The organism is Dyadobacter jejuensis, from assembly GCF_003149085.1.
Lineage (GTDB): Bacteria > Bacteroidota > Bacteroidia > Cytophagales > Spirosomataceae > Dyadobacter > Dyadobacter jejuensis.
On sequence record NZ_QGDT01000003.1, the window covers coordinates 75,245 to 92,767 of the forward strand.

The following is a 17,523-nucleotide window of genomic DNA, read 5'->3' on the forward strand; positions in this document are numbered from 1 at the left end:
CTGATTCATTACCGGTTAGCTGCCTGAAGCATCTTTAGCAGTTCATCGAGCCGTTGTGGGGACGGGGCGTTTCGGGTTTGATATTTGCCCTTAGGATTAATGATGGCGAAAGTGCCTGGCTCAAGTGGATTGAACTTTAGCAGGAGGTCAATCATTTGGTTGTTGTCAATAAATACATGAATACCCTTTAAGTTATGACGGATCACATATTGCTTGGCCAAAGCACTTCGGTCCGTTTCGGGCTCCATATCGCTCAGGTGAACATACAGGATTACCGTATTTTCGGGTAAGTTGTTTTCTAGGTTCGTCATATAGGACAATTCTTCCAAGCTCTTCGAATCGGTGATGTTCCATTTGGCCAGGTAGATTGTTTCTCCTTTAAGTTCGGCTAGTAGTTTTTTCATCCAGGAGGCTCCTCCTTCCTGTGAACGGCTCATCCAAAAACCTGGTACCACTTCAGCAGGTTTGATTTGATTGGACCGGTAGTCTGTAAATTTGCGAATGTTAAGGCTGTCATGTAGCTCGAGGGCGAGCAGTTCTCTTAGGGAGTTTTTGAATTTGTCTTGTTTAAGGTCCTGCAGTATATGCTGGCCAAGTAGCCGTTTTTGGCTTAGTGAAAAACCGGTAAAACGGTTGGTAAGGTAATTGGCTTTCAAAAAATCGGTCATATTCTCCGGTAAGTTTTCAGAATATAAACGGCTCTCACGTTCGTAATCGAAAAGGGTGTTTAGGGCCACCTCGTTACGGGCAAACAGCTGACTTAGGAAGTTGATCTCCCTCTGGTCGGTTACTCCCCCTTGGATGATTCCAGAAAGTCGCTGATTTTCCTCTGAATTCAAATCGGTATTATAGTTTTTGATGAGCTCGGCCATGGTCTTAACGGGTAAGGAGGCTCTGGATCCCGGGTTTTGGTAAGCCAGATATTCCATTTTCAAATGAGCGTAAAGGGAATATTTCCCCGCTAATGTTACCTTTTCAGCGGTCAAAGGCGCTTCATTAATCGTGTTTTGATTAATCGTGCTCAAGCCAATATCAAGGTCGTTGGACCGTAAATAATCCATCCAGATCACCTCCTTTTCGACCTGGGCCTTGGTCGTAATCCACTGCCGTAGGTTAGGGTCCATCAAGTTATGACGACTATATTCGGCCAGTACTTCCATGCGGAATTGTTGACGGGCGTCAAGCGCAGCCGTAGCTTGAGGCATGGATTTGTACCAAAAGTTATCGAAGAAATCCGCTCCTAAGGACTTATTTTTCTCAAAGGCCTTTCCTTCGGCGACCAGATAAGCCTTTAGCGAATTATTGGCTGCAGCCAAGGAGCCACCAAAGTAGAAGAGCTTATCTGACAGGCCCATTGAGTCGGCATCAAAGGTGACGTTTAACTTTCCTTTGGTACCCAAAAACGTAGTATTGGCAAGGGGACCATATTCCAAATAGAACTCTTCTGTTGGAAAATTTAATGGAAGGGCCACTTTGAAGCTACCATCGGCTTCTAGAGGCGCCCTACTGATCAGTTCGGTAGAGGGTTGTAATATATTATTTCTAAAAAAGGTAACTGCAGAGTTTTGTCGGTAAAGCCTACCGTTCAGATTCTTTATTTGCCCTTCGATATAAACGCTATCGGGCTGAGATTGGACTGGTAAGTGGCTAGAAAAAAGGAAACACAGTGAAATTAAGAATTGATATTTCATGCGAGTGGTATGTTAATATTCGCTTTAAATATAACAGGAATTGCTATATGAAGTGTATTATTAGTCAGTTCTGTAGCTGTACTAGGGTTATTAAAGAGTCATGCCAAGCCCAGCTTTGGGGATCTACGATAGCTTATTGCCATCTTCATAGCGAACCGAAATGCCATGGTATTTGTCTTGAGCCTGATAGTCTTTGCGCAGCGGATGGCCTTCCCAATCTTCTGGCAATAGGATACGACGAAGGTCGGGGTGTCCGCTGAAATAAATCCCCAATAAGTCATAGGCCTCCCTTTCATGCCAATCGGCCGTCTTCCATATTTCGCTGACTGAAGGGATGGTAGGCAACGACGCATCGGTGGGTAGCCTATCGAGGGTAGTTTTTATGACGAGCTTATGGCCATAAGGGATGGAGACTAGATGGTATACGACCTCCATGGTGCCTTTGACCGGACCATTGTCAATTCCGGTTAAACAGGCCAGAAAATCGAAATACAATCTCGAATCCGTAAATAAGAATTCGCATACCCTTACGATGGAGCGGGGGTCGACCAGGATAGCAGGTTGTAGGCCTTCTTCGCTAAAGGTTACGATTTCCTCTGAAAATGCTTCGGATATTACTTTTTTAATCTCTTCAAAAACCATACTCATATTATTACGCTTGAATGCCTATTTCTTGGTGGGCGGCTTGCATTTCCATAAATACTTCAGGGGCCAGGGGGTGTTCGGTACGTATTTTTTCTTGAAGCTTCATAAAACCTCCAATTAATGCCTCTGGCCTTGGCGGACAGCCCGGAACATACACATCGACGGGGATAATGCGGTCCACCCCTTTTACTACATGGTAGCCATGTTCCCAATAGGGGCCACCACAATTGGAACAACTCCCCATAGAAATAACATAGCGTGGTTCGGGCATTTGCTCGTATAACCGCCTAATTCTATCGGCCATTTTAAAGGTTACCGTCCCGGCAACGATCATCACATCGGACTGCCTTGGAGAGGGCCGAGGCATAATCCCAAAGCGCTCGAGGTCATAATTAGAAGCATAGGCTGCCATCATTTCTATGGCACAACAAGCCAATCCAAAGCCCATTGGCCACAAAGAAGAGAGGCGTGCCCAGTTCATAAGGTCCTCCGAATTGGTGATAATAATACCACCATCACCTGTTTTTATGTGTTCAGTCATCTAAATACCTTTATCCAAATTTTAAAATGCCGACTTTCAAAACTCCCCCCGAAGTGAATTAATTCCACTTATAACGCGATGAGCGTACAACCGTATGGCGATTAAGTCCTTTAGAGGCCATCAGTCAATCTATAGCGGGTTGTTTTAATTCTAGCTGGGCATTAGGGCAAATTTAGTAAACAAAACGGTAAAAACGGGTCTTCCCATCCAACAGGCCCAATTAGTAGGGATGTCGAGGGCTTCCCTTCCTAATTTAATGTTAACCCTTGCCGAAAATTTGTGTATTGAATTTTTCATGATAAGGCCTTGGAGCTTGTTGATGTCGATGAGGAAGTTGTAAGGGTATTCCAAGAGTGTCGGCTGGGGGGTATTACACGACGTTGGAAGTGTTCATCCCGAGGTGGCATATGGATCGTTCAAATATTTCCAACAGAATATTCCCAAATAGTGCGATGAGCGTTAATAGAACGCCTTTTTGACTAGGTTTAGGACGTGATAACTATTAAAATGAATAAATAGTATTGGTTTTGGCTTATTTATTCCATTCTGAAGAAGTAAATCCATGTAATATTGCAGTTCGAAGAATTTGTTAAATTATTCCATAATATGCCTCTGCGTAAAGTTTATTTAGTGCTCGTTTTATGCCTGCTTTTGGCGGCACAGAGCCACGGTCAAAAGCGCCCTAATATTATATTTATCCTTACCGACGACCAAGCCGCGTGGGCTCAGGGCCAGTACCAAGGCTCCCAGGCCATCACGCCCAATATGGATCGCATTGCCCAGGAAGGGGTATATCTGTCCAATGCTTTCGTGGTAACTCCCGTATGCAGCCCTTCCCGAGCCAGTTTGCTAACTTCCCGCTATGGTTATGAACTTGGCATAGACGACTGGATCAATGAGAAGGGACGCTCCTTAACTGGGATAGAACCTGGGTTGGGGATCGATGCAGCCCTGCCGACCTGGCCCAAGGCCCTTGCAAAGGCCGGATATCATACAGGACTTATTGGTAAGTGGCATTTAGGTTCTTTGGACGAGTCACATCCAACCGTGTTGGGTTATCAAGAGTTTTCGGGTTTTAGAGAAGGAGGAACCAAAACGGAAAATCCTATTTTCGAAATAAAGGGGGAATCGCAGCAGATGAATGGATTGACCGAGGATTTACTGACCGACTTGGCTCTAGAATTTGTGGACAATCACCAATCCAGTCCTTTCGCCCTTTCTTTGCATTTTAGGGCTCCGCATACCAACTGGCTTCCGGTACGGCCTGAAGATGCCGCACCTTTCAAAAGTAAAAACATCTCCATCCCAGAACCGAATTTTCCAGATTTGGATACCGCACGGACCAAAAGCATGATGAGAGACTATCTCTCTAGTGTAAAGTGTGTAGATAGGAACCTGGGAAGGCTCTTAAATAGACTTGACTCCTTGGGGTTGGCCGAGAATACCATCCTCATATTTACGTCGGACCATGGCTATAACATGGGCCATAATGGAATATGGCATAAGGGGAATGGACATTGGCTGCTCAACCACCCAGTAGCCTCTCCTAACCCCAATATCCCCGTCGATCAGCGTCCCAATCTTTACGATAATTCCTTGAGAGTACCGGCAATGATTCGCTGGCCAGGGAAAATTCAACCCGGCACTGTATTGAACCATACCGTTGCTAATATCGATTGGTATCCGACTATCTTAGATATGGTAGGGGTCACCATCCCCCTTCAAGATACCATTAGAGGGAAGAGTTTTAACCAGTTTTTGTTAGGGAAAAGCTCCGGACAGCGTTGGGATGAGGACCTCTTTGCAGTCTATACCACCAAGCATCAGTCCAAAACACAAATGCGCATGTACCGAACCAATAAGTACAAGCTAATCCGTGATTTTTTGAATCCAGAAAGAGACGAGTTTTATGATTTGGAATCCGATCCTCAGGAACATATCAATTTGATACATTCGACAGACAAAAGGATAATCGCACAAATAAAAACGCTTGACAAACGCTTGTCTCAGCGTATGATTAATAATAATGACCCATTAAAGCACCCCTAAAGTTATAGGCTATGAAACATATCATTTTAATCCTTTTCTTAGGTGCCACCTACTGGCTGCAAGGATGTGCTGGCACAGCCAGTAAAAGCGGAGCGGCCAAAGAGGGGGCGACGTTGCATCAAAACACCCCGAATGGTGTGCCCGCGGGAGCTGTAGAGTCTAGGTTTAGTGAGTCTTTGGGCCAAGGGAAACGGATATTGGGCCACCCCGATTGGAATGTTTGGGGGGCTTCACCGATTAAAACAGAAGATGGCAAAATACATGTTTTCTTTTCTAGGTGGAGAGGGGAACACAAGAATTGGTTAACCGATAGTGAAATCGCACATGCAGTGGCTGATAGGCCAGAGGGGCCCTATACTGTGGTGGGAACGGTGCTGAAGGGGCGTGGTGACGACCACTGGGATGCGCATACCATTCATAATTCTACTTTCCAAAAGGTAGGAGATAAATACGCTCTATTTTATATAGGTAACAATCTCAATGGTCTCGACCTTACAACCGATGCCCGGGCATCTACCCAGCGGATAGGCCTGGCCCTAGCCGACGATATTAATGGTCCTTTCGAAAGGGTAGGGGAAGGGCCCATCTTGGATGTCAGTGCCGATCCTAAGGATTGGGATAGCTTTATTACCGTTAACCCTGCCTTATTGCAACAGCCCAATGGGGAGTTCTGGCTTTATTATAAGTCCTGGGACAAAAACAATGACAATATGCGTAAGATGGGGGTGGCCATAGCCAAGAATATTGAGGGGCCCTACCAGCGGTACGCGAAAAATCCTATTGTAACCTTTGCTGACTTGAAAAAGCAAGTCGAAGATGCCTTTATATTTAGGTATCAAGAAAAGTACTATATGGTCATGCGGGATATGGGCGTTCTGCATCCACATGTAGGGCTTATACTAGAGTCGGCCGATGGGCTCGACTGGTCCAAACCCAAGCTTGGGTACCGGATGAGTACTGCTTACTTTCAAGAAGAAAAAATTGAAAGATTTGAAAGACCACAAGTTTTAATTGAAAATGGAAGACCAACTTATTTGTTTTTGGCTGTCATGGGTGGAGAATATGGTAAGTCCACAGCATCCGTACTGAAGATAGACCCCAATAAGTTTTGAAACATAGAGAGCCGACGCGGTGGGCTCCCCATGCCTTAGAAAGGTGTCCTAAAATTAAATCATCAGTTTATTGGATATAATATGCTTCAGTTTTTTGTAAAATATAGGTTTTGTGGGCTGGTCACCATGCTCTCGATAGGCTTATTGGGGTATGCCCATGCTCAGAAGAGTGAGGCCTTGAAACGATTTGAAAAGCAGCATGGTGCTCAGTGGAGCAGTAAGAAGCCTTCCGATGCCGACGGCGGCTTTACCTTCACAGAGGCCGAGGGACTAGGCTACACCCCTGGCGTGATTCGTCGCGACCCTTCCGATATTATTAAAATTGGGGATCGCTATCATTTATGGTATACCCGCGCCGAAGGCGGACCCCTTAGAGTAGGGCTGGCTCAGGCTAATGATACGCTAAGGGCTTTTCCTTGGGATTTGTCGACGGTCTGGCACGCGACCTCCCTCGATGGGGTTCATTGGAACGAGATAGGAATGGCCGTGGACAGGGGCAAACCAGGGAGCTTCGATGCCCGAAGTGTCTTTACACCTAATATCATGGTCGACAAGGGACGTTATTATTTGTTTTACCAAACGGCCTCAGGCTTAGAGGACTCAGATCTTGGCGACTTTAAGTGGACACAAATTGGCATGTCTTATGCCGACTCTCCCGACGGGCCTTGGCATAGGGTTACAGAGCCGGTATTGTCGCCAGGCCCATATGGTGACCCTGGCGACTACCCCAAAGGTCCTATTATCAAGAAAGGAGCTTGGGATGCCTTGGTATGCCACGATCCTAGCCTATTGGTTAGGGATGGAAAGTATTATTTGTACTATAAAAGTCGCTATTTCCGAGGTGACGACCGTAGATTCTCGGACGGAGATTTGAAAGATTGGGTCAATAAGGAAGGAGGAATTCCCATAGGTTGGGGTGTCGCCATAGCCGACAATCCGATGGGTCCGTATACGAAATCACCCAGCAACCCGGTCATTATCGGAGGGCATGAGTGCATCATATGGCAGTACAATGGTGGGGTGTTTGCAATGGTCACCCAAGGGCCCGAGTGCAATACGATTCAGATGTCGAAGGATGGAATTAATTTCAAAGTCGTGGCAGAGGTTGATCCCGTTCCCATTGCAGCTGGGATGTATAGGGCCGATTTTTCGGACGAAAAAAATAGAGATCAATTGCCAGAATGGGGCATTAGCCATGAAATTAATACCCAGAACTACAATTTTCTTGAACGCTTTAACTTTAATGATAAGCTCCTAAAGGTCCTTCGGAGGGCCAAGTGATTTGGATAAAGGGCCATTGGGTTGCCCTCCCATCCTATAGGACTGAAGGGTGGGGAGTCATTCATGATAGCTTGAAAGAGGGGGAGCGGGTGCCGTTAGATATCTAGGGTATTGACCTAAGATTTTTGTAAATTGAAGGGAGGTAAAGTAAAACCTTGTGGAGAGGCATGATCTTTAGATATTTATGTCTATTTATAAAATAGAGTCGCAACCGTACAACCAAATTGATAGGAATTATGAGAAATTTACTGTTATTACTTTTTTTAACTTTCGGTAGTATTCATGGCCTTATGGCCGATCCCGACAGCACTGCCCGACGTATTCATACGGGCATGACCCTTTATGGTGAGTTTGGCCTATTATCTAATTCCAGTTTCAGCGCTATTCGCGACAAAATGAATCAGGAAGGTATTAAGCCTTTCGAATCCCTAATGGCCGCCATCGTATTGGCCAAGCGGTTTGAAGGGGAGCGGTGGTTTGTCGAAAACCGTTTGATCCTGATGAATAGCACCAATTATACCAAGGATCGGGACGATACGAAGGGCTATTTTGGTGGCATAGGTATTGGGGTGATGGCGGGGCCCAAATTACTCAATACGAGAAAATGGAACGTATTGCTCCCTATAGGGTACGATCTGATGCTCTATAGAATGATGGTTAAAAACAACCAGAAAGCCTCTTTGGGGCAGATTGCCCAGAATGCTTCCTCCTACCAACCTGCCAAGCTTTACTCGGCCAATATCAATATTAATGCTGGGCTAGGGGTCGATTATAAGATTTATCTGAAAGAAGGCTTCGCTGATAGGATGTATATCAGTACCAAAGCGAATTATCATTTGGCTCTTTTTCGGAAGGGAGATTGGCGAGGTCAGGACGTAAGGGTCTCGGACTTGCCGGCTTTCAAGCCCGATCAGCTGTATTGGCAAATTGGACTCACCATATTTCCGAGGAAGCAACAGCGTCCTTGGCATTTTCATTGACAGGGGCGGGGCCCTGTAGGATGAAATTTATTCCCAAACTACCCCTCCAAACATTTCCGATAGGGCTTTGGAGTGGAAAAGCACCCATCCTCGTCAGGGCCGGCACAGAGCCGGGCAGGGTGACGGTACAGGCGGAGGTGAATGGAATGATGAGCAATGTTTTGGAGTTGTATACCATGGCCCCAAAAACGGATAAGCTAGACGGTGCCTTGCCAATCCGCGATTTGGCTCGTATTCGGGTCGACATAGGCGGAGAAGGACAGTTGCCCCAGTTCGACTGGGTGAGTTGGGTGGCCAACGACGAAGGAGCCTCTGAAAAACAGTTTGATACCTTTGGTGGATTTAAAGCCAAAATCGCCCCTGCATCGGCTCATGGAATACTTCGTAGCCTAGGAGAAATGAATGTGAAAGGTAAATATGGCTATGCTTTTGGAGAGGGAGTGGCTGCCATCGATGATCAGGGGTTGGTGCTTGAACTTACGGGAGTTCCCACAGGACAATATAAGTTCACCAGCTTCCACCATGCTCCCCAGCCCAATACCAACGATATGGATCCCAACCGGGAGAAACTAAAAAGCCTGAAGCTGCCTAGTTGGGCTTATGCCAAAGATTTGGAAGTTCATTTTACAGATGCGAATAGAAACATCCAAGTTCATCAGATACGGGTTACCGATGGGGGGACTATAGAAGGTCCATGGCCCGGAATGTCAAAAATAATGATTTATAGCGATGGACATAGTCCTATATCTATCCGGTTTGTTGCTCCAGATAAAAAGGCGATTTGGTTCAATGCCTTTGAAATACAAGCCTGGGATTAAAAACAAATGAAGGTCCCGCCTGGAAGGTCCCGCCTAGGATATAATAGAGTAATTGATCGATAACCCATGTAGTACAAAATGCAATATAAGGCGTAACTTTGCCAAATGGTAAATCAAAACTTAATATATCTGGTTGATGACGACGACGACGATCGTTTGATCCTTCGAGAGGCTGTTGAAAGTCAAATGGAGCAGGTTGAGATCGTTGAGTTTACCAACGGCTACGATTTTATTAAAAAGATGGAAAATCCGACCCTACCCGAAGGGACGGTACTGGTACTAATGGATTTGAACATGCCCCGGATGAGTGGCTTGGAGGTGCTTACACAACTTAATACGATGCCTGTAGGGCCGCAGTTACCAGTTTTGGTGCTCTCGACCGCCGCTAGCCCCGACATCATACAAAAGGTGATCGAGGTAGGTGCCGTAAAATACTGTGTTAAACCGAGTTCGATGGCCGGCATAGAACAACTTGCTAAGGAAATCAAGGAGTTCTTTCAGTTTTCGTTGTAAAAATCCTGTGGCGGTTTTATAGGTATGGTAATGGTCACCTTACTCCCCATTAAAGGTGTGGACTGTATTTTGATTTGTCCCTGGTGGGCAGCCACTATTTGGCGGCACAGGGTGAGTCCAATCCCTAGCGCATCTGGATTTACGCGTAGTTTGTTTAATAAACCAAACACATACTGTTCATATTGACTGTCAAAACCCACACCATCGTCCCTAAGTTCTATTTGGACATGGTCGGTGAACTGGTATTTGCCGGCTGTTACCCGGTAAGCGTTTTCAGCTATGATAACCGCATTGACCTTCATCACCAATGGTAGGGTGGGATCGTTGTGAATGACTGCGTTTTTGATTATTTCAAAAAACACCCTTCTTATCTGGCTGGCCTTACCCCAAAATTCTGGAATAGGGGATACCTCTAAGAGCAAGTCGTCGATTCCAAGTTCTTCTTGTACCTCCTTAGCGGCCTGTTGTAAAAGTGGGGCGGCGGCTAGCTGAGCATACGGCTCTTCCTTGGATGCCGTACTGACGAAGTCGAGCAAGGCATTGGTAAGTCGTTGTAGTCGGGTTACAGATTTGTTCAGAATGACTATAGAACTATTGTTTTCTTGAATCTGATGGCTACTTAGGTTATTTTTTAAAGTTTCTAAATAAAAGTATATTTTCCGGATGGGCTCCTGCATATCATGGGTGAGTACCTTCCCAATTTGGAGGTATTCGGCATTCCGATCATTTACCATGGCTAGGTTACGGTCCAGTCGTTGCTGATTGATTTCGAGTTCTTTTTTTAATTGAATCAAAACAGCATTTTCCTCGATGGCCTTTTTCTGAGCTTTTGTAGCATCCAAAAGTGCCTGCTCGTATTTCTGGCGCTCCCAAACGGTCGAAAATAGTCCTATGTAAATGAGTTGACTATCGTTTCCACTGGCCTTGGCATTGACCATAACCGGGATTCTACTTCCATTTTTTGCCTTTAAGGTCATGAATATTTCATTGACCTCACCCTTTAGTTTTAGCAAGGGGAAGAAATGAGTTTGATAGAAAATGCCACTGGCCACGGTGAGAATGGAGTTTAAGTTTTTTGAACATAAATCGTCGCTCGACTGCTCCAATAGCTGGCAAATAAATGGATTGACATAATGAATGATCCCATCCTTGTCGAAGGTAATACAACCAGAGGGTAGATCGTCTAAAATTTGTTGAGGTAGTAGCAAGGACGTCAAAGGAGTTAAGCTAAAAAATCTTTCATTAGCCGGATGGTCTCTTCCGGGGCGCTTAGATGAGGACAGTGGCCGGTGGCCTTCATCAACTGGAACGAGCATTGGTCTATATGTTCCTTAATATATTGGCCTACCGGAAGGGGGGCAATCAGATCTTCTGCACATTGAAGTACCAAGGATCGATGGCGGACTTTTTGTAAGTCGGCTCGGTTGTCGGACAAAAAAGTCACCTCGGCAAACTGGCGGGCGACTACCGGGTCTGTAGAGCAGAAACTCTCCGTCAGTTCCTGGCCCAGCTCGGGTTGGTCGGGATTGCCCATGATGGCCGGTGCTAGGTAATTGGCCCAGCCAATATAATTTTTCTCCATGGTAGTCAATAGTTCCTGAATATCTGCCTCTTCGAAGCCACCTACATATTCCGCATCGTTAATATACCGGGCCGAAGGGCCGATAAGAACGAGGCTCTCGAAATATTCTGGATACTTAATGGAAGCGAGAATGCCAACCATACAACTCACCGAATGCCCTACGAATACGGCATCCTTAAGGTTTAGCTCTTGCATGACTTCCAGTAGATCCATAGCATATCCATTTAGGCTAGCATAACGCTCCGAATTGTAGGCATTTATATCGGAGTGTCCACTTCCCACATAGTCGAAAAGGATAATCTGATAGTCTTTTTCGAAGGCGGGCCATACTTCACGCCACATGGCCTGGCCGCAGCCAAAACCATGGGCAAAAATCATCGGCTTAGTCCCATGGCCTTTAATGTTGACGTTATTTCTGGTACGAATGGTCATTGGTTATCAATTTTTTTCATCAATAATATCTAAAATAATCTATAAAACGATGAGAATTGTCGGTCTCCAATTATTTTGAGGTCCAATATATTATTTAAATGGTAGATCTACCACAAATGCCTGGGACGATTTTGGAAGGACCCTCTCAAACTTCGGTTAGCTAATTTTTCTGAAATCCACTTGGCCGTTCTGCAGGATAAAATTCATCCAATTAGGCCAATGGTTTTGTTTATATGAATGACCCACGAGCCTCCGGGGCTATAATCGCTGTAGGGGAATACCTGGCTACCAATAGTCTATTTCAAACAGAAGTGCCAACCAGCCGTGATAACGTCTAAGGGAGGATATTTATAGTTAGAGACTTGAAAAATGGAGTTAAATAATCAGAAGTAGTTAACTTGCAGAATAGTATATCCTTGACAAGGGGTGCTTATGGGGTACTTTATGAATGGTGCCTAAAAGGGTATCGTTAAAGCTAAACCTCTCAAAAATATTACTTCGAATAAATAATGAATTTTAAGCGATTGGTCGATATGTGGAATGGCCGAAAGACCATGACCCTGTGGTTCGTATTTTTATCCATTCAGCTCTTTGCTCAGCAACACCTCAATTTTGACAAGAATTGGAAGTTTTTGTTGGGTGATGTGGCGGGAGCCGAAAGTCCAGACTATGCCGATGGGGCATGGCGAACCTTGAATGTCCCCCACGATTGGAGTATAGAAGGGGAATACGACCAAGCCAATCCGATGGGTGCACAATGCGGGTATCTTCCGGCTGGGTTCGGTTGGTACCGCAAGACCATACCCGTTCCGAAATCTTGGAAAGGAAAAGAAGTCTCTATCGCCTTCGACGGGGTGTTTATGAATAGTACGGTATGGGCCAACGGTGTTAAGCTCGGTACCCGACCCTACGGATGGTCCTCGTTCCGGTACGACCTCAGCGCCATCGCCCAAAAAGCCGAATACATTACTTTTGCCGTTCGAGTCGATAATGACAAGCAACCCTCGGCCCGATGGTATACCGGCAGCGGAATATATGCACATACCTGGATCGATATTACTGATCCAATCCATATCCCCCGCGATGGGGGTGTATTCGTTCGTACGCAAGGTTCACGCGAAGGATTTTCCGCTGGCTCGACGGTGATGGTGGACACCGACGTAAGAAACAAGGGGACTCAAAGTAAAGAATTGATCGTTCGGACCACCATAGTGGACCCTGACGGTAAGGTGTTGAGCAGAACCGATAATATTCTGAACCTGGTGGCACAAGAAACTCAGACAGTTGCTCAAACCATGGTGTTGCCTACAGCACAACGCTGGTCGTTAGAATCGCCCAATTTATACATGGCAGTGAGCGAAGTATATGAAGGCAAGACACTGAAGGACCGTGTGGAAACCAAATTTGGAATACGTGACATCGAATGGAAGCCTGAATCGGGGATGTGGCTTAACGGAAAGAATGTCAAACTACAAGGAGTTTGTAATCATCAAGATGCTGGGGCTTTAGGTGCCGCCGTTCCCGACAAAATACTTCGTTTTCGAATCGAGCAGCTTAAAAGAATGGGCGTGAATGCCATTAGAACGACGCATAATCCACAGACACCAGTTTTTTATGACCTTTGCGACGAACTCGGAATGCTCGTCATGGATGAGGTGTTCGATGGCTGGAAGAAAAAGGCTGCTGAAGATTATGGCGCACGTTTCTTTGAGCAATGGTGGAAGCGCGACCTTACCGATTGGATCAAACGGGACCGCAACCACCCCTCGGTAGTGATCTATAGCGTGGGCAATGAAACCGGTGGGGCGGTAGGCCAGGATATAGTAGCACTTTGCCATTCGCTGGATGCCACTAGGTCCGTCACTTCAGGACATTCGGGTTCCGAATTTATGGATGTTTTAGGGGTAAATGGGCACAGTGAAAAAATGGGGTTTTTTGATACTATGGAAACAGATCGGGTATTTATAGGCACGGAAAATACCCATACTTGGCAGGTACGCGGTTATTATCGAACCAAAACCTGGTATCGGGATGGTTATCCTAATGATAAACAAAAGCCTTATGAGATTCCGGATTTAACCCAAAAGGAGGTTTTTTCTCATGACTGGGTTCGGGATGAGGAAAGAGGGAACCGAAAACAGATCTTCAATTCGAGCTACGATAACGCCACCGTCCGCCTTACAGCCAGGCATAACATAGCGCAGATTCGCGACATCCCTCAATATGCTGGCTCATTTCGCTGGACCGGGCACGATTATATCGGAGAGGCAGGCTATGTACATGGTGGTTGGCCTTTCAAATCCTTTATGGGTGGGGCTATCGATATGGCCAACTTCGAAAAAGATTTGTTTTATCTTTATCAGAGTCAATGGACCAATAGGCCCATGCTGCATATACTGCCACACTGGACCCACCCCAAGGTAGTAGAGGGTACCGAGATCCCCGTCTGGGTTTATTCTAATTGCGAGGAAGTAGAACTGTTTTTGGACGGCAAATCCTTGGGAAAGAAAAAGCCAGGTGCAGCCTGGGATCAGATGCAGGTCCAATGGCTAGTACCCTGGCATCCGGGGAAAATTAAAGCGGTAGGTTATAAGAATGGTAAAGCGGTTTCTGAAGATGTGAGAGCGACTGCCCTAGCCCCGGCAAAGATAGCACTATCGGTCGACGGCCTCCCGTTGGCACCCTCAGGAGCCGACTTGGTACAGGTGCGGGTTACCACCACCGACGAGGCCGATGTCCCTTATCCATATGGGGAGACTCGGACTTATTTTCATGTATTCGGTCCAGCCAAAGTGAAGGCTCTGGATAATGGCAGCCCGGTTGATGTAGAAAAGCATTTTGAGGCGGTCAGTCGAAATGCTTTCTATGGATTGACAAGAGCTTATATAGAATCCTCCGAAGAGCGGGGAGCCGTTACCTTGCTAGCCAGTGCGATACTAGGTGAAAAAAAGCAAATTACTTCCAATAGAGTATCTATCGATACCCGGTTATTGTCGTTACGTGGTAAAGTGCCCGAAATGGATATCAACGTCTTTTATACCCTCGATGGAAGCATTCCAACTCCACAGGCCAACGAGTACCAGGGCCCATTTGAAGTAAAATTAGGGACCACGGTCAAGGCCTTGGTGATGGTAGATGGAAAGAAATTGCAATATATGGAGGAGCGGTTCGCGGAAGATGAAGGGTTCGTGTGGAATGACCTCCAGGCCATCCACCGGGTAGAGGGGGAGCAGGCCGAAAATGCCAAATTTGACGGGGCCACGATTGCCACCAATGGCAAAGACTTTAACGGGAAGGCATACCTTCGGTTTGAAAAGAAAAAGGGGGCCTTTATAGAATGGTATCAAGAAAATGATGGAGGAGCCTTTGACGCCGATTTGTATATTCGTCATAGCGGTAAGACGAGCACTGGCTCATTAGTACGCCTTACTGTCAACGGAAAGGTGGTAAAGGAACAGTTGCTTCTGCCGAGTACCAACCACTGGGGTGGGGAGTGGACGAAAACCAAAGTACTCGTACATTTAGGAAGAGGAGCCAATACGATTCGTATTACCACCTTGGACGATACGGGGGTGTTGATAGACGAAGTTCTGATAAAATAAAAATGCGATCATGGAAACATCAAAAGAAAGTGGGAAAAATGCCCTTATCGAGTATATAGAACAGTATATGCCGCTTACTTCTGAAGAAAAGAGTTCCTTGGAAGGCTTGAATTTGTTTAGGGAATATAAAAAAGGCGAAGTGCTACTCAAGGAAGGGGCGTATTCTAAAGAGACTTACTTTGTACTGAAGGGATGCCTGCGAAGCTATTATATCCACGATGCTGAAGAAATAACGACGGAATTCTATACTGAACTAGAGGGCGTGTCGCCCGCATGTAGCCAAACCGATGAGGCTTCCGAGTACTTTATCGATTGCGTGGAAGATAGCCTGGTGAGTGTCGGTACTCAGGACATGGAAGAGGATATGTTTCAAAAGTTTCCACGATTTGAATCCCTTTGTCGTATTTTGTCGGAAAAGCTCCTGCTGAAGCAACAGACGGCCATGGTAAACTATAAGACTTCTAGTCCCGAGCAACGGTACCTGCAGCTTATGGAAACGAACCCTGGACTGGTCCATCGAGTGCCTCAATATCAAATTGCCAGTTATTTGGGGATTAAACCGGAGTCCCTGAGCCGAATTCGGAAAAGAATTATGCAGAAGGCCTTTTCGGCACATCATCATTGACGAACGGTGGTGTTTCTTAACCAAAGTCAACGAGAGTAAAATGCCAGCAGGATAGTTTTGTGTTATTAATTATAAAACACGAAACCATGATACAAAAAACTTTTCTGGCTGCCTTGTTGGCGATCGTCTCCTTAGGGGACAATTGGGCCCAACCCAATAAAAATGAAACGACGCTCAAAAAACACTTTGTTTCCAGTTCAGCCTTTATGCTCTTCAATATGGCCGGCATGGAGGATTCTCCTTCGTTCTATCAGCTGAATTTTGGGTATCGCTTTACGCCCAAAGATGCCTTAATACTAGAGGCCATCACTTGGAAGTACCATGCGCCCTTAGGTATTCCTTATGGGCCTTCTCACGGAAATAAAGAGGAAAATTATCCTGGATCGGTTCGTTCTATAGGCCTTGGATTGGCTTATCAGCGTTTTCTGTGGAAGGGCATGTTTACTACCGTTCATGCTACGCCTTTCTTCCAGCAGTATTACACATCCGAACAGAAGAAAATACAAAATGGCTTTCAGTTATTCACGGTGTTGCGCCTAGGGTACCAATTTAAGCTGGCCAAAAATCGAATTTTTATCGAGCCCTCAGTCGCTTTTACCCATTGGCCTATCAATACTAATTTGCCAGAGGATTTTGAAACTAAGGAAGACAAATGGTCCAACTACTTTTTGTTTGAACCTGGCCTTCATATTGGGTTTCAATTTTAGGGGGAGCACGAGTAACTATCGATAAAACGCTCCGATATGCCAAAGCACTCCTGAGGGGTCATGTACAAAGCATTCCCTTCCCCAGTCGAGGTCATGGATGGGTTTTATTCGTATGTTTTTGTATTTGGTAGTTAGCTTAAGGCTTACCAAATCGTCCCAAAATCTGTCGAGATCGGCAACTTCCATGAACACCATGGTGTTGTCGATCCATTCGGGTATATAGGCATCTTGTAAATAGAACCCCATATTATCAGTAGAAAAATAAGACAGATTCTCAGAAAGAATGGTCTCTTTAAACCCGAAATCTAGGTAGAATTGTCTAGAAATTTGATAATCTTTAGCGCCGATAAAAGGGCGAATGGAGCGGGCATGATGTTGCATCAGAAGGCTTGAAGGTGGTTAGTGGCTAAATGGCTTAGGTAAAGCTCAACAAACCCAATCTGAGCGGTCATTTCTTACGCTCATACCGCTTGTTGACATCCCGATACAAATCCATCGGCACAGGCGATTGTGCTTGGGGTATCCGCGGTTTTGGCCGCACCCAATCCAAATATCCCTTTCCCCACGCATAGGCCAAGCCTAAGGCTAAAACGCCGACGAAAGCCGTCATTTCGGCCATGGCAAACCAGCCCCATAGTCCGTTGGTTTGTTGGATCAGGTCCTCGTTGCCAAATACTACCGCCCAAGGGAAGAGAAAGAGTAATTCTACTTCGAAGAGTACGAAAACCAGGGCTACCACATAGAAGCGTACATTGAACTGTACTCCGGCGTTTCCCTGGGGCTCTTCTCCCGACTCATAGGTGGTTAGTTTTTCCTCATTGGGCCGGCTCGGCCGTAACCATTTGGCTAGGCCCAGCATGGCACCCGTAAGTACCATGGCGGCAATGATAAAAAGCAGAATCGTTCCGAAGTCGGTCAGCATAGATGATGTTTATTTGGCATACA

16 protein-coding genes are annotated in these 17,523 nt (G+C 45.9%); 9 read left to right on the forward strand and 7 right to left on the reverse strand.

The genetic code is table 11. From position 1 onward, the window contains the following. Positions 1-8 precede the first annotated feature (8 nt). The 3 genes from CLV98_RS07100 to nuoB all read right to left on the reverse strand — a co-directional run bounded on the left by CLV98_RS07100 (position 9) and on the right by nuoB (position 2,877). Positions 9-1,691 carry a hypothetical protein gene (locus CLV98_RS07100; RefSeq protein ID WP_109673633.1) on the reverse strand — a complete coding sequence of 561 codons (1,683 nt, stop codon included), beginning with the start codon at positions 1,689-1,691 and terminating at the stop codon, positions 9-11. A gap of 123 nt (positions 1,692-1,814) precedes the next feature. Continuing rightward, entirely contained in the window at positions 1,815-2,339 is a 525-nt protein-coding gene (locus CLV98_RS07105) for an NADH-quinone oxidoreductase subunit C (protein ID WP_310588705.1), read from the reverse strand. A gap of 4 nt (positions 2,340-2,343) precedes the next feature. After that, positions 2,344-2,877 (reverse strand): NADH-quinone oxidoreductase subunit NuoB, encoded by a 534-nt coding sequence (gene nuoB / locus CLV98_RS07110; RefSeq protein WP_109673634.1) that lies wholly within the window; start codon positions 2,875-2,877, stop codon positions 2,344-2,346. Between the two features lie 606 nt (positions 2,878-3,483). Between nuoB and CLV98_RS07120 the strand changes: the two genes are divergently transcribed. The 6 genes from CLV98_RS07120 to CLV98_RS07145 all read left to right on the forward strand — a co-directional run bounded on the left by CLV98_RS07120 (position 3,484) and on the right by CLV98_RS07145 (position 9,630). Further along, complete coding sequence (locus CLV98_RS07120) at positions 3,484-4,926, forward strand: sulfatase family protein (RefSeq protein ID WP_146202241.1); 1,443 nt, start codon at positions 3,484-3,486, stop codon at positions 4,924-4,926. Between the two features lie 11 nt (positions 4,927-4,937). Then, on the forward strand, positions 4,938-6,038 hold the full coding sequence (locus CLV98_RS07125; protein WP_109673637.1) for a glycoside hydrolase family protein: 1,101 nt from the start codon (positions 4,938-4,940) through the stop codon (positions 6,036-6,038). 81 nt (positions 6,039-6,119) lie between these two features. Then, positions 6,120-7,319 (forward strand): glycoside hydrolase family 117 protein, encoded by a 1,200-nt coding sequence (locus CLV98_RS07130; protein WP_109673638.1) that lies wholly within the window; start codon positions 6,120-6,122, stop codon positions 7,317-7,319. A 236-nt stretch (positions 7,320-7,555) separates the two neighbouring features. Next, positions 7,556-8,299 (forward strand): hypothetical protein, encoded by a 744-nt coding sequence (locus CLV98_RS07135; RefSeq protein WP_109673639.1) that lies wholly within the window; start codon positions 7,556-7,558, stop codon positions 8,297-8,299. A gap of 20 nt (positions 8,300-8,319) precedes the next feature. After that, on the forward strand, positions 8,320-9,117 hold the full coding sequence (locus CLV98_RS07140; RefSeq protein ID WP_109673640.1) for a hypothetical protein: 798 nt from the start codon (positions 8,320-8,322) through the stop codon (positions 9,115-9,117). A gap of 105 nt (positions 9,118-9,222) precedes the next feature. Beyond that, entirely contained in the window at positions 9,223-9,630 is a 408-nt protein-coding gene (locus tag CLV98_RS07145; RefSeq protein ID WP_109673641.1) for a response regulator, read from the forward strand. Here the strand turns inward: CLV98_RS07145 and CLV98_RS07150 are convergent. Continuing rightward, on the reverse strand, positions 9,615-10,838 hold the full coding sequence (locus tag CLV98_RS07150) for a PAS domain-containing sensor histidine kinase (RefSeq protein ID WP_158281213.1): 1,224 nt from the start codon (positions 10,836-10,838) through the stop codon (positions 9,615-9,617). The two genes, CLV98_RS07145 and CLV98_RS07150, sit on opposite strands and share 16 nt — an antisense overlap. A gap of 14 nt (positions 10,839-10,852) precedes the next feature. After that, entirely contained in the window at positions 10,853-11,644 is a 792-nt protein-coding gene (locus tag CLV98_RS07155; RefSeq protein ID WP_109673643.1) for an alpha/beta fold hydrolase, read from the reverse strand. Positions 11,645-12,153: 509 nt separating this feature from the next. Between CLV98_RS07155 and CLV98_RS07160 the strand changes: the two genes are divergently transcribed. From CLV98_RS07160 to CLV98_RS07170, 3 genes are all read left to right on the forward strand, one after another. After that, a complete protein-coding gene (locus tag CLV98_RS07160; protein ID WP_211319993.1) occupies positions 12,154-15,246 on the forward strand; it encodes a glycoside hydrolase family 2 TIM barrel-domain containing protein in 3,093 nt (1,030 codons plus the stop codon). Between the two features lie 10 nt (positions 15,247-15,256). Next, a complete protein-coding gene (locus CLV98_RS07165) occupies positions 15,257-15,871 on the forward strand; it encodes a Crp/Fnr family transcriptional regulator (RefSeq protein ID WP_109673644.1) in 615 nt (204 codons plus the stop codon). 86 nt (positions 15,872-15,957) lie between these two features. Further along, the gene (locus tag CLV98_RS07170; RefSeq protein WP_109673645.1) at positions 15,958-16,578 is read left to right on the forward strand and encodes a hypothetical protein; all 621 of its coding nucleotides are present in this window, start codon (positions 15,958-15,960) and stop codon (positions 16,576-16,578) included. 15 nt (positions 16,579-16,593) lie between these two features. On the opposite strand, the gene CLV98_RS07175 is transcribed toward CLV98_RS07170, so the two are convergent. Together CLV98_RS07175 and CLV98_RS07180 are read right to left on the reverse strand one after the other, a co-directional pair. Next, the gene (locus tag CLV98_RS07175; RefSeq protein WP_109673646.1) at positions 16,594-16,959 is read right to left on the reverse strand and encodes a VOC family protein; all 366 of its coding nucleotides are present in this window, start codon (positions 16,957-16,959) and stop codon (positions 16,594-16,596) included. Between the two features lie 67 nt (positions 16,960-17,026). After that, positions 17,027-17,500 carry an NADH-quinone oxidoreductase subunit A gene (locus CLV98_RS07180; RefSeq protein ID WP_109673647.1) on the reverse strand — a complete coding sequence of 158 codons (474 nt, stop codon included), beginning with the start codon at positions 17,498-17,500 and terminating at the stop codon, positions 17,027-17,029. Between the last annotated feature and the right edge of the window lie 23 nt (positions 17,501-17,523).

Excerpts from the sequence above, each read along its gene's own strand:
- CLV98_RS07100 (WP_109673633.1), bottom strand. The coding sequence starts at position 1,691 with ATGAAATATCAATTCTTAATTTCACTGTGTTTCCTTTTTTCTAGCCAC.
- CLV98_RS07105 (WP_310588705.1), bottom strand. The coding sequence starts at position 2,339 with ATGAGTATGGTTTTTGAAGAGATTAAAAAAGTAATATCCGAAGCATTT.
- nuoB (WP_109673634.1), bottom strand. The coding sequence starts at position 2,877 with ATGACTGAACACATAAAAACAGGTGATGGTGGTATTATTATCACCAAT.
- CLV98_RS07120 (WP_146202241.1), top strand. The coding sequence starts at position 3,484 with ATGCCTCTGCGTAAAGTTTATTTAGTGCTCGTTTTATGCCTGCTTTTG.
- CLV98_RS07125 (WP_109673637.1), top strand. The coding sequence starts at position 4,938 with ATGAAACATATCATTTTAATCCTTTTCTTAGGTGCCACCTACTGGCTG.
- CLV98_RS07130 (WP_109673638.1), top strand. The coding sequence starts at position 6,120 with ATGCTTCAGTTTTTTGTAAAATATAGGTTTTGTGGGCTGGTCACCATG.
- CLV98_RS07135 (WP_109673639.1), top strand. The coding sequence starts at position 7,556 with ATGAGAAATTTACTGTTATTACTTTTTTTAACTTTCGGTAGTATTCAT.
- CLV98_RS07140 (WP_109673640.1), top strand. The coding sequence starts at position 8,320 with ATGAAATTTATTCCCAAACTACCCCTCCAAACATTTCCGATAGGGCTT.
- CLV98_RS07145 (WP_109673641.1), top strand. The coding sequence starts at position 9,223 with ATGGTAAATCAAAACTTAATATATCTGGTTGATGACGACGACGACGAT.
- CLV98_RS07155 (WP_109673643.1), bottom strand. The coding sequence starts at position 11,644 with ATGACCATTCGTACCAGAAATAACGTCAACATTAAAGGCCATGGGACT.
- CLV98_RS07160 (WP_211319993.1), top strand. The coding sequence starts at position 12,154 with ATGAATTTTAAGCGATTGGTCGATATGTGGAATGGCCGAAAGACCATG.
- CLV98_RS07165 (WP_109673644.1), top strand. The coding sequence starts at position 15,257 with ATGGAAACATCAAAAGAAAGTGGGAAAAATGCCCTTATCGAGTATATA.
- CLV98_RS07170 (WP_109673645.1), top strand. The coding sequence starts at position 15,958 with ATGATACAAAAAACTTTTCTGGCTGCCTTGTTGGCGATCGTCTCCTTA.
- CLV98_RS07175 (WP_109673646.1), bottom strand. The coding sequence starts at position 16,959 with ATGCAACATCATGCCCGCTCCATTCGCCCTTTTATCGGCGCTAAAGAT.
- CLV98_RS07180 (WP_109673647.1), bottom strand. The coding sequence starts at position 17,500 with ATGCTGACCGACTTCGGAACGATTCTGCTTTTTATCATTGCCGCCATG.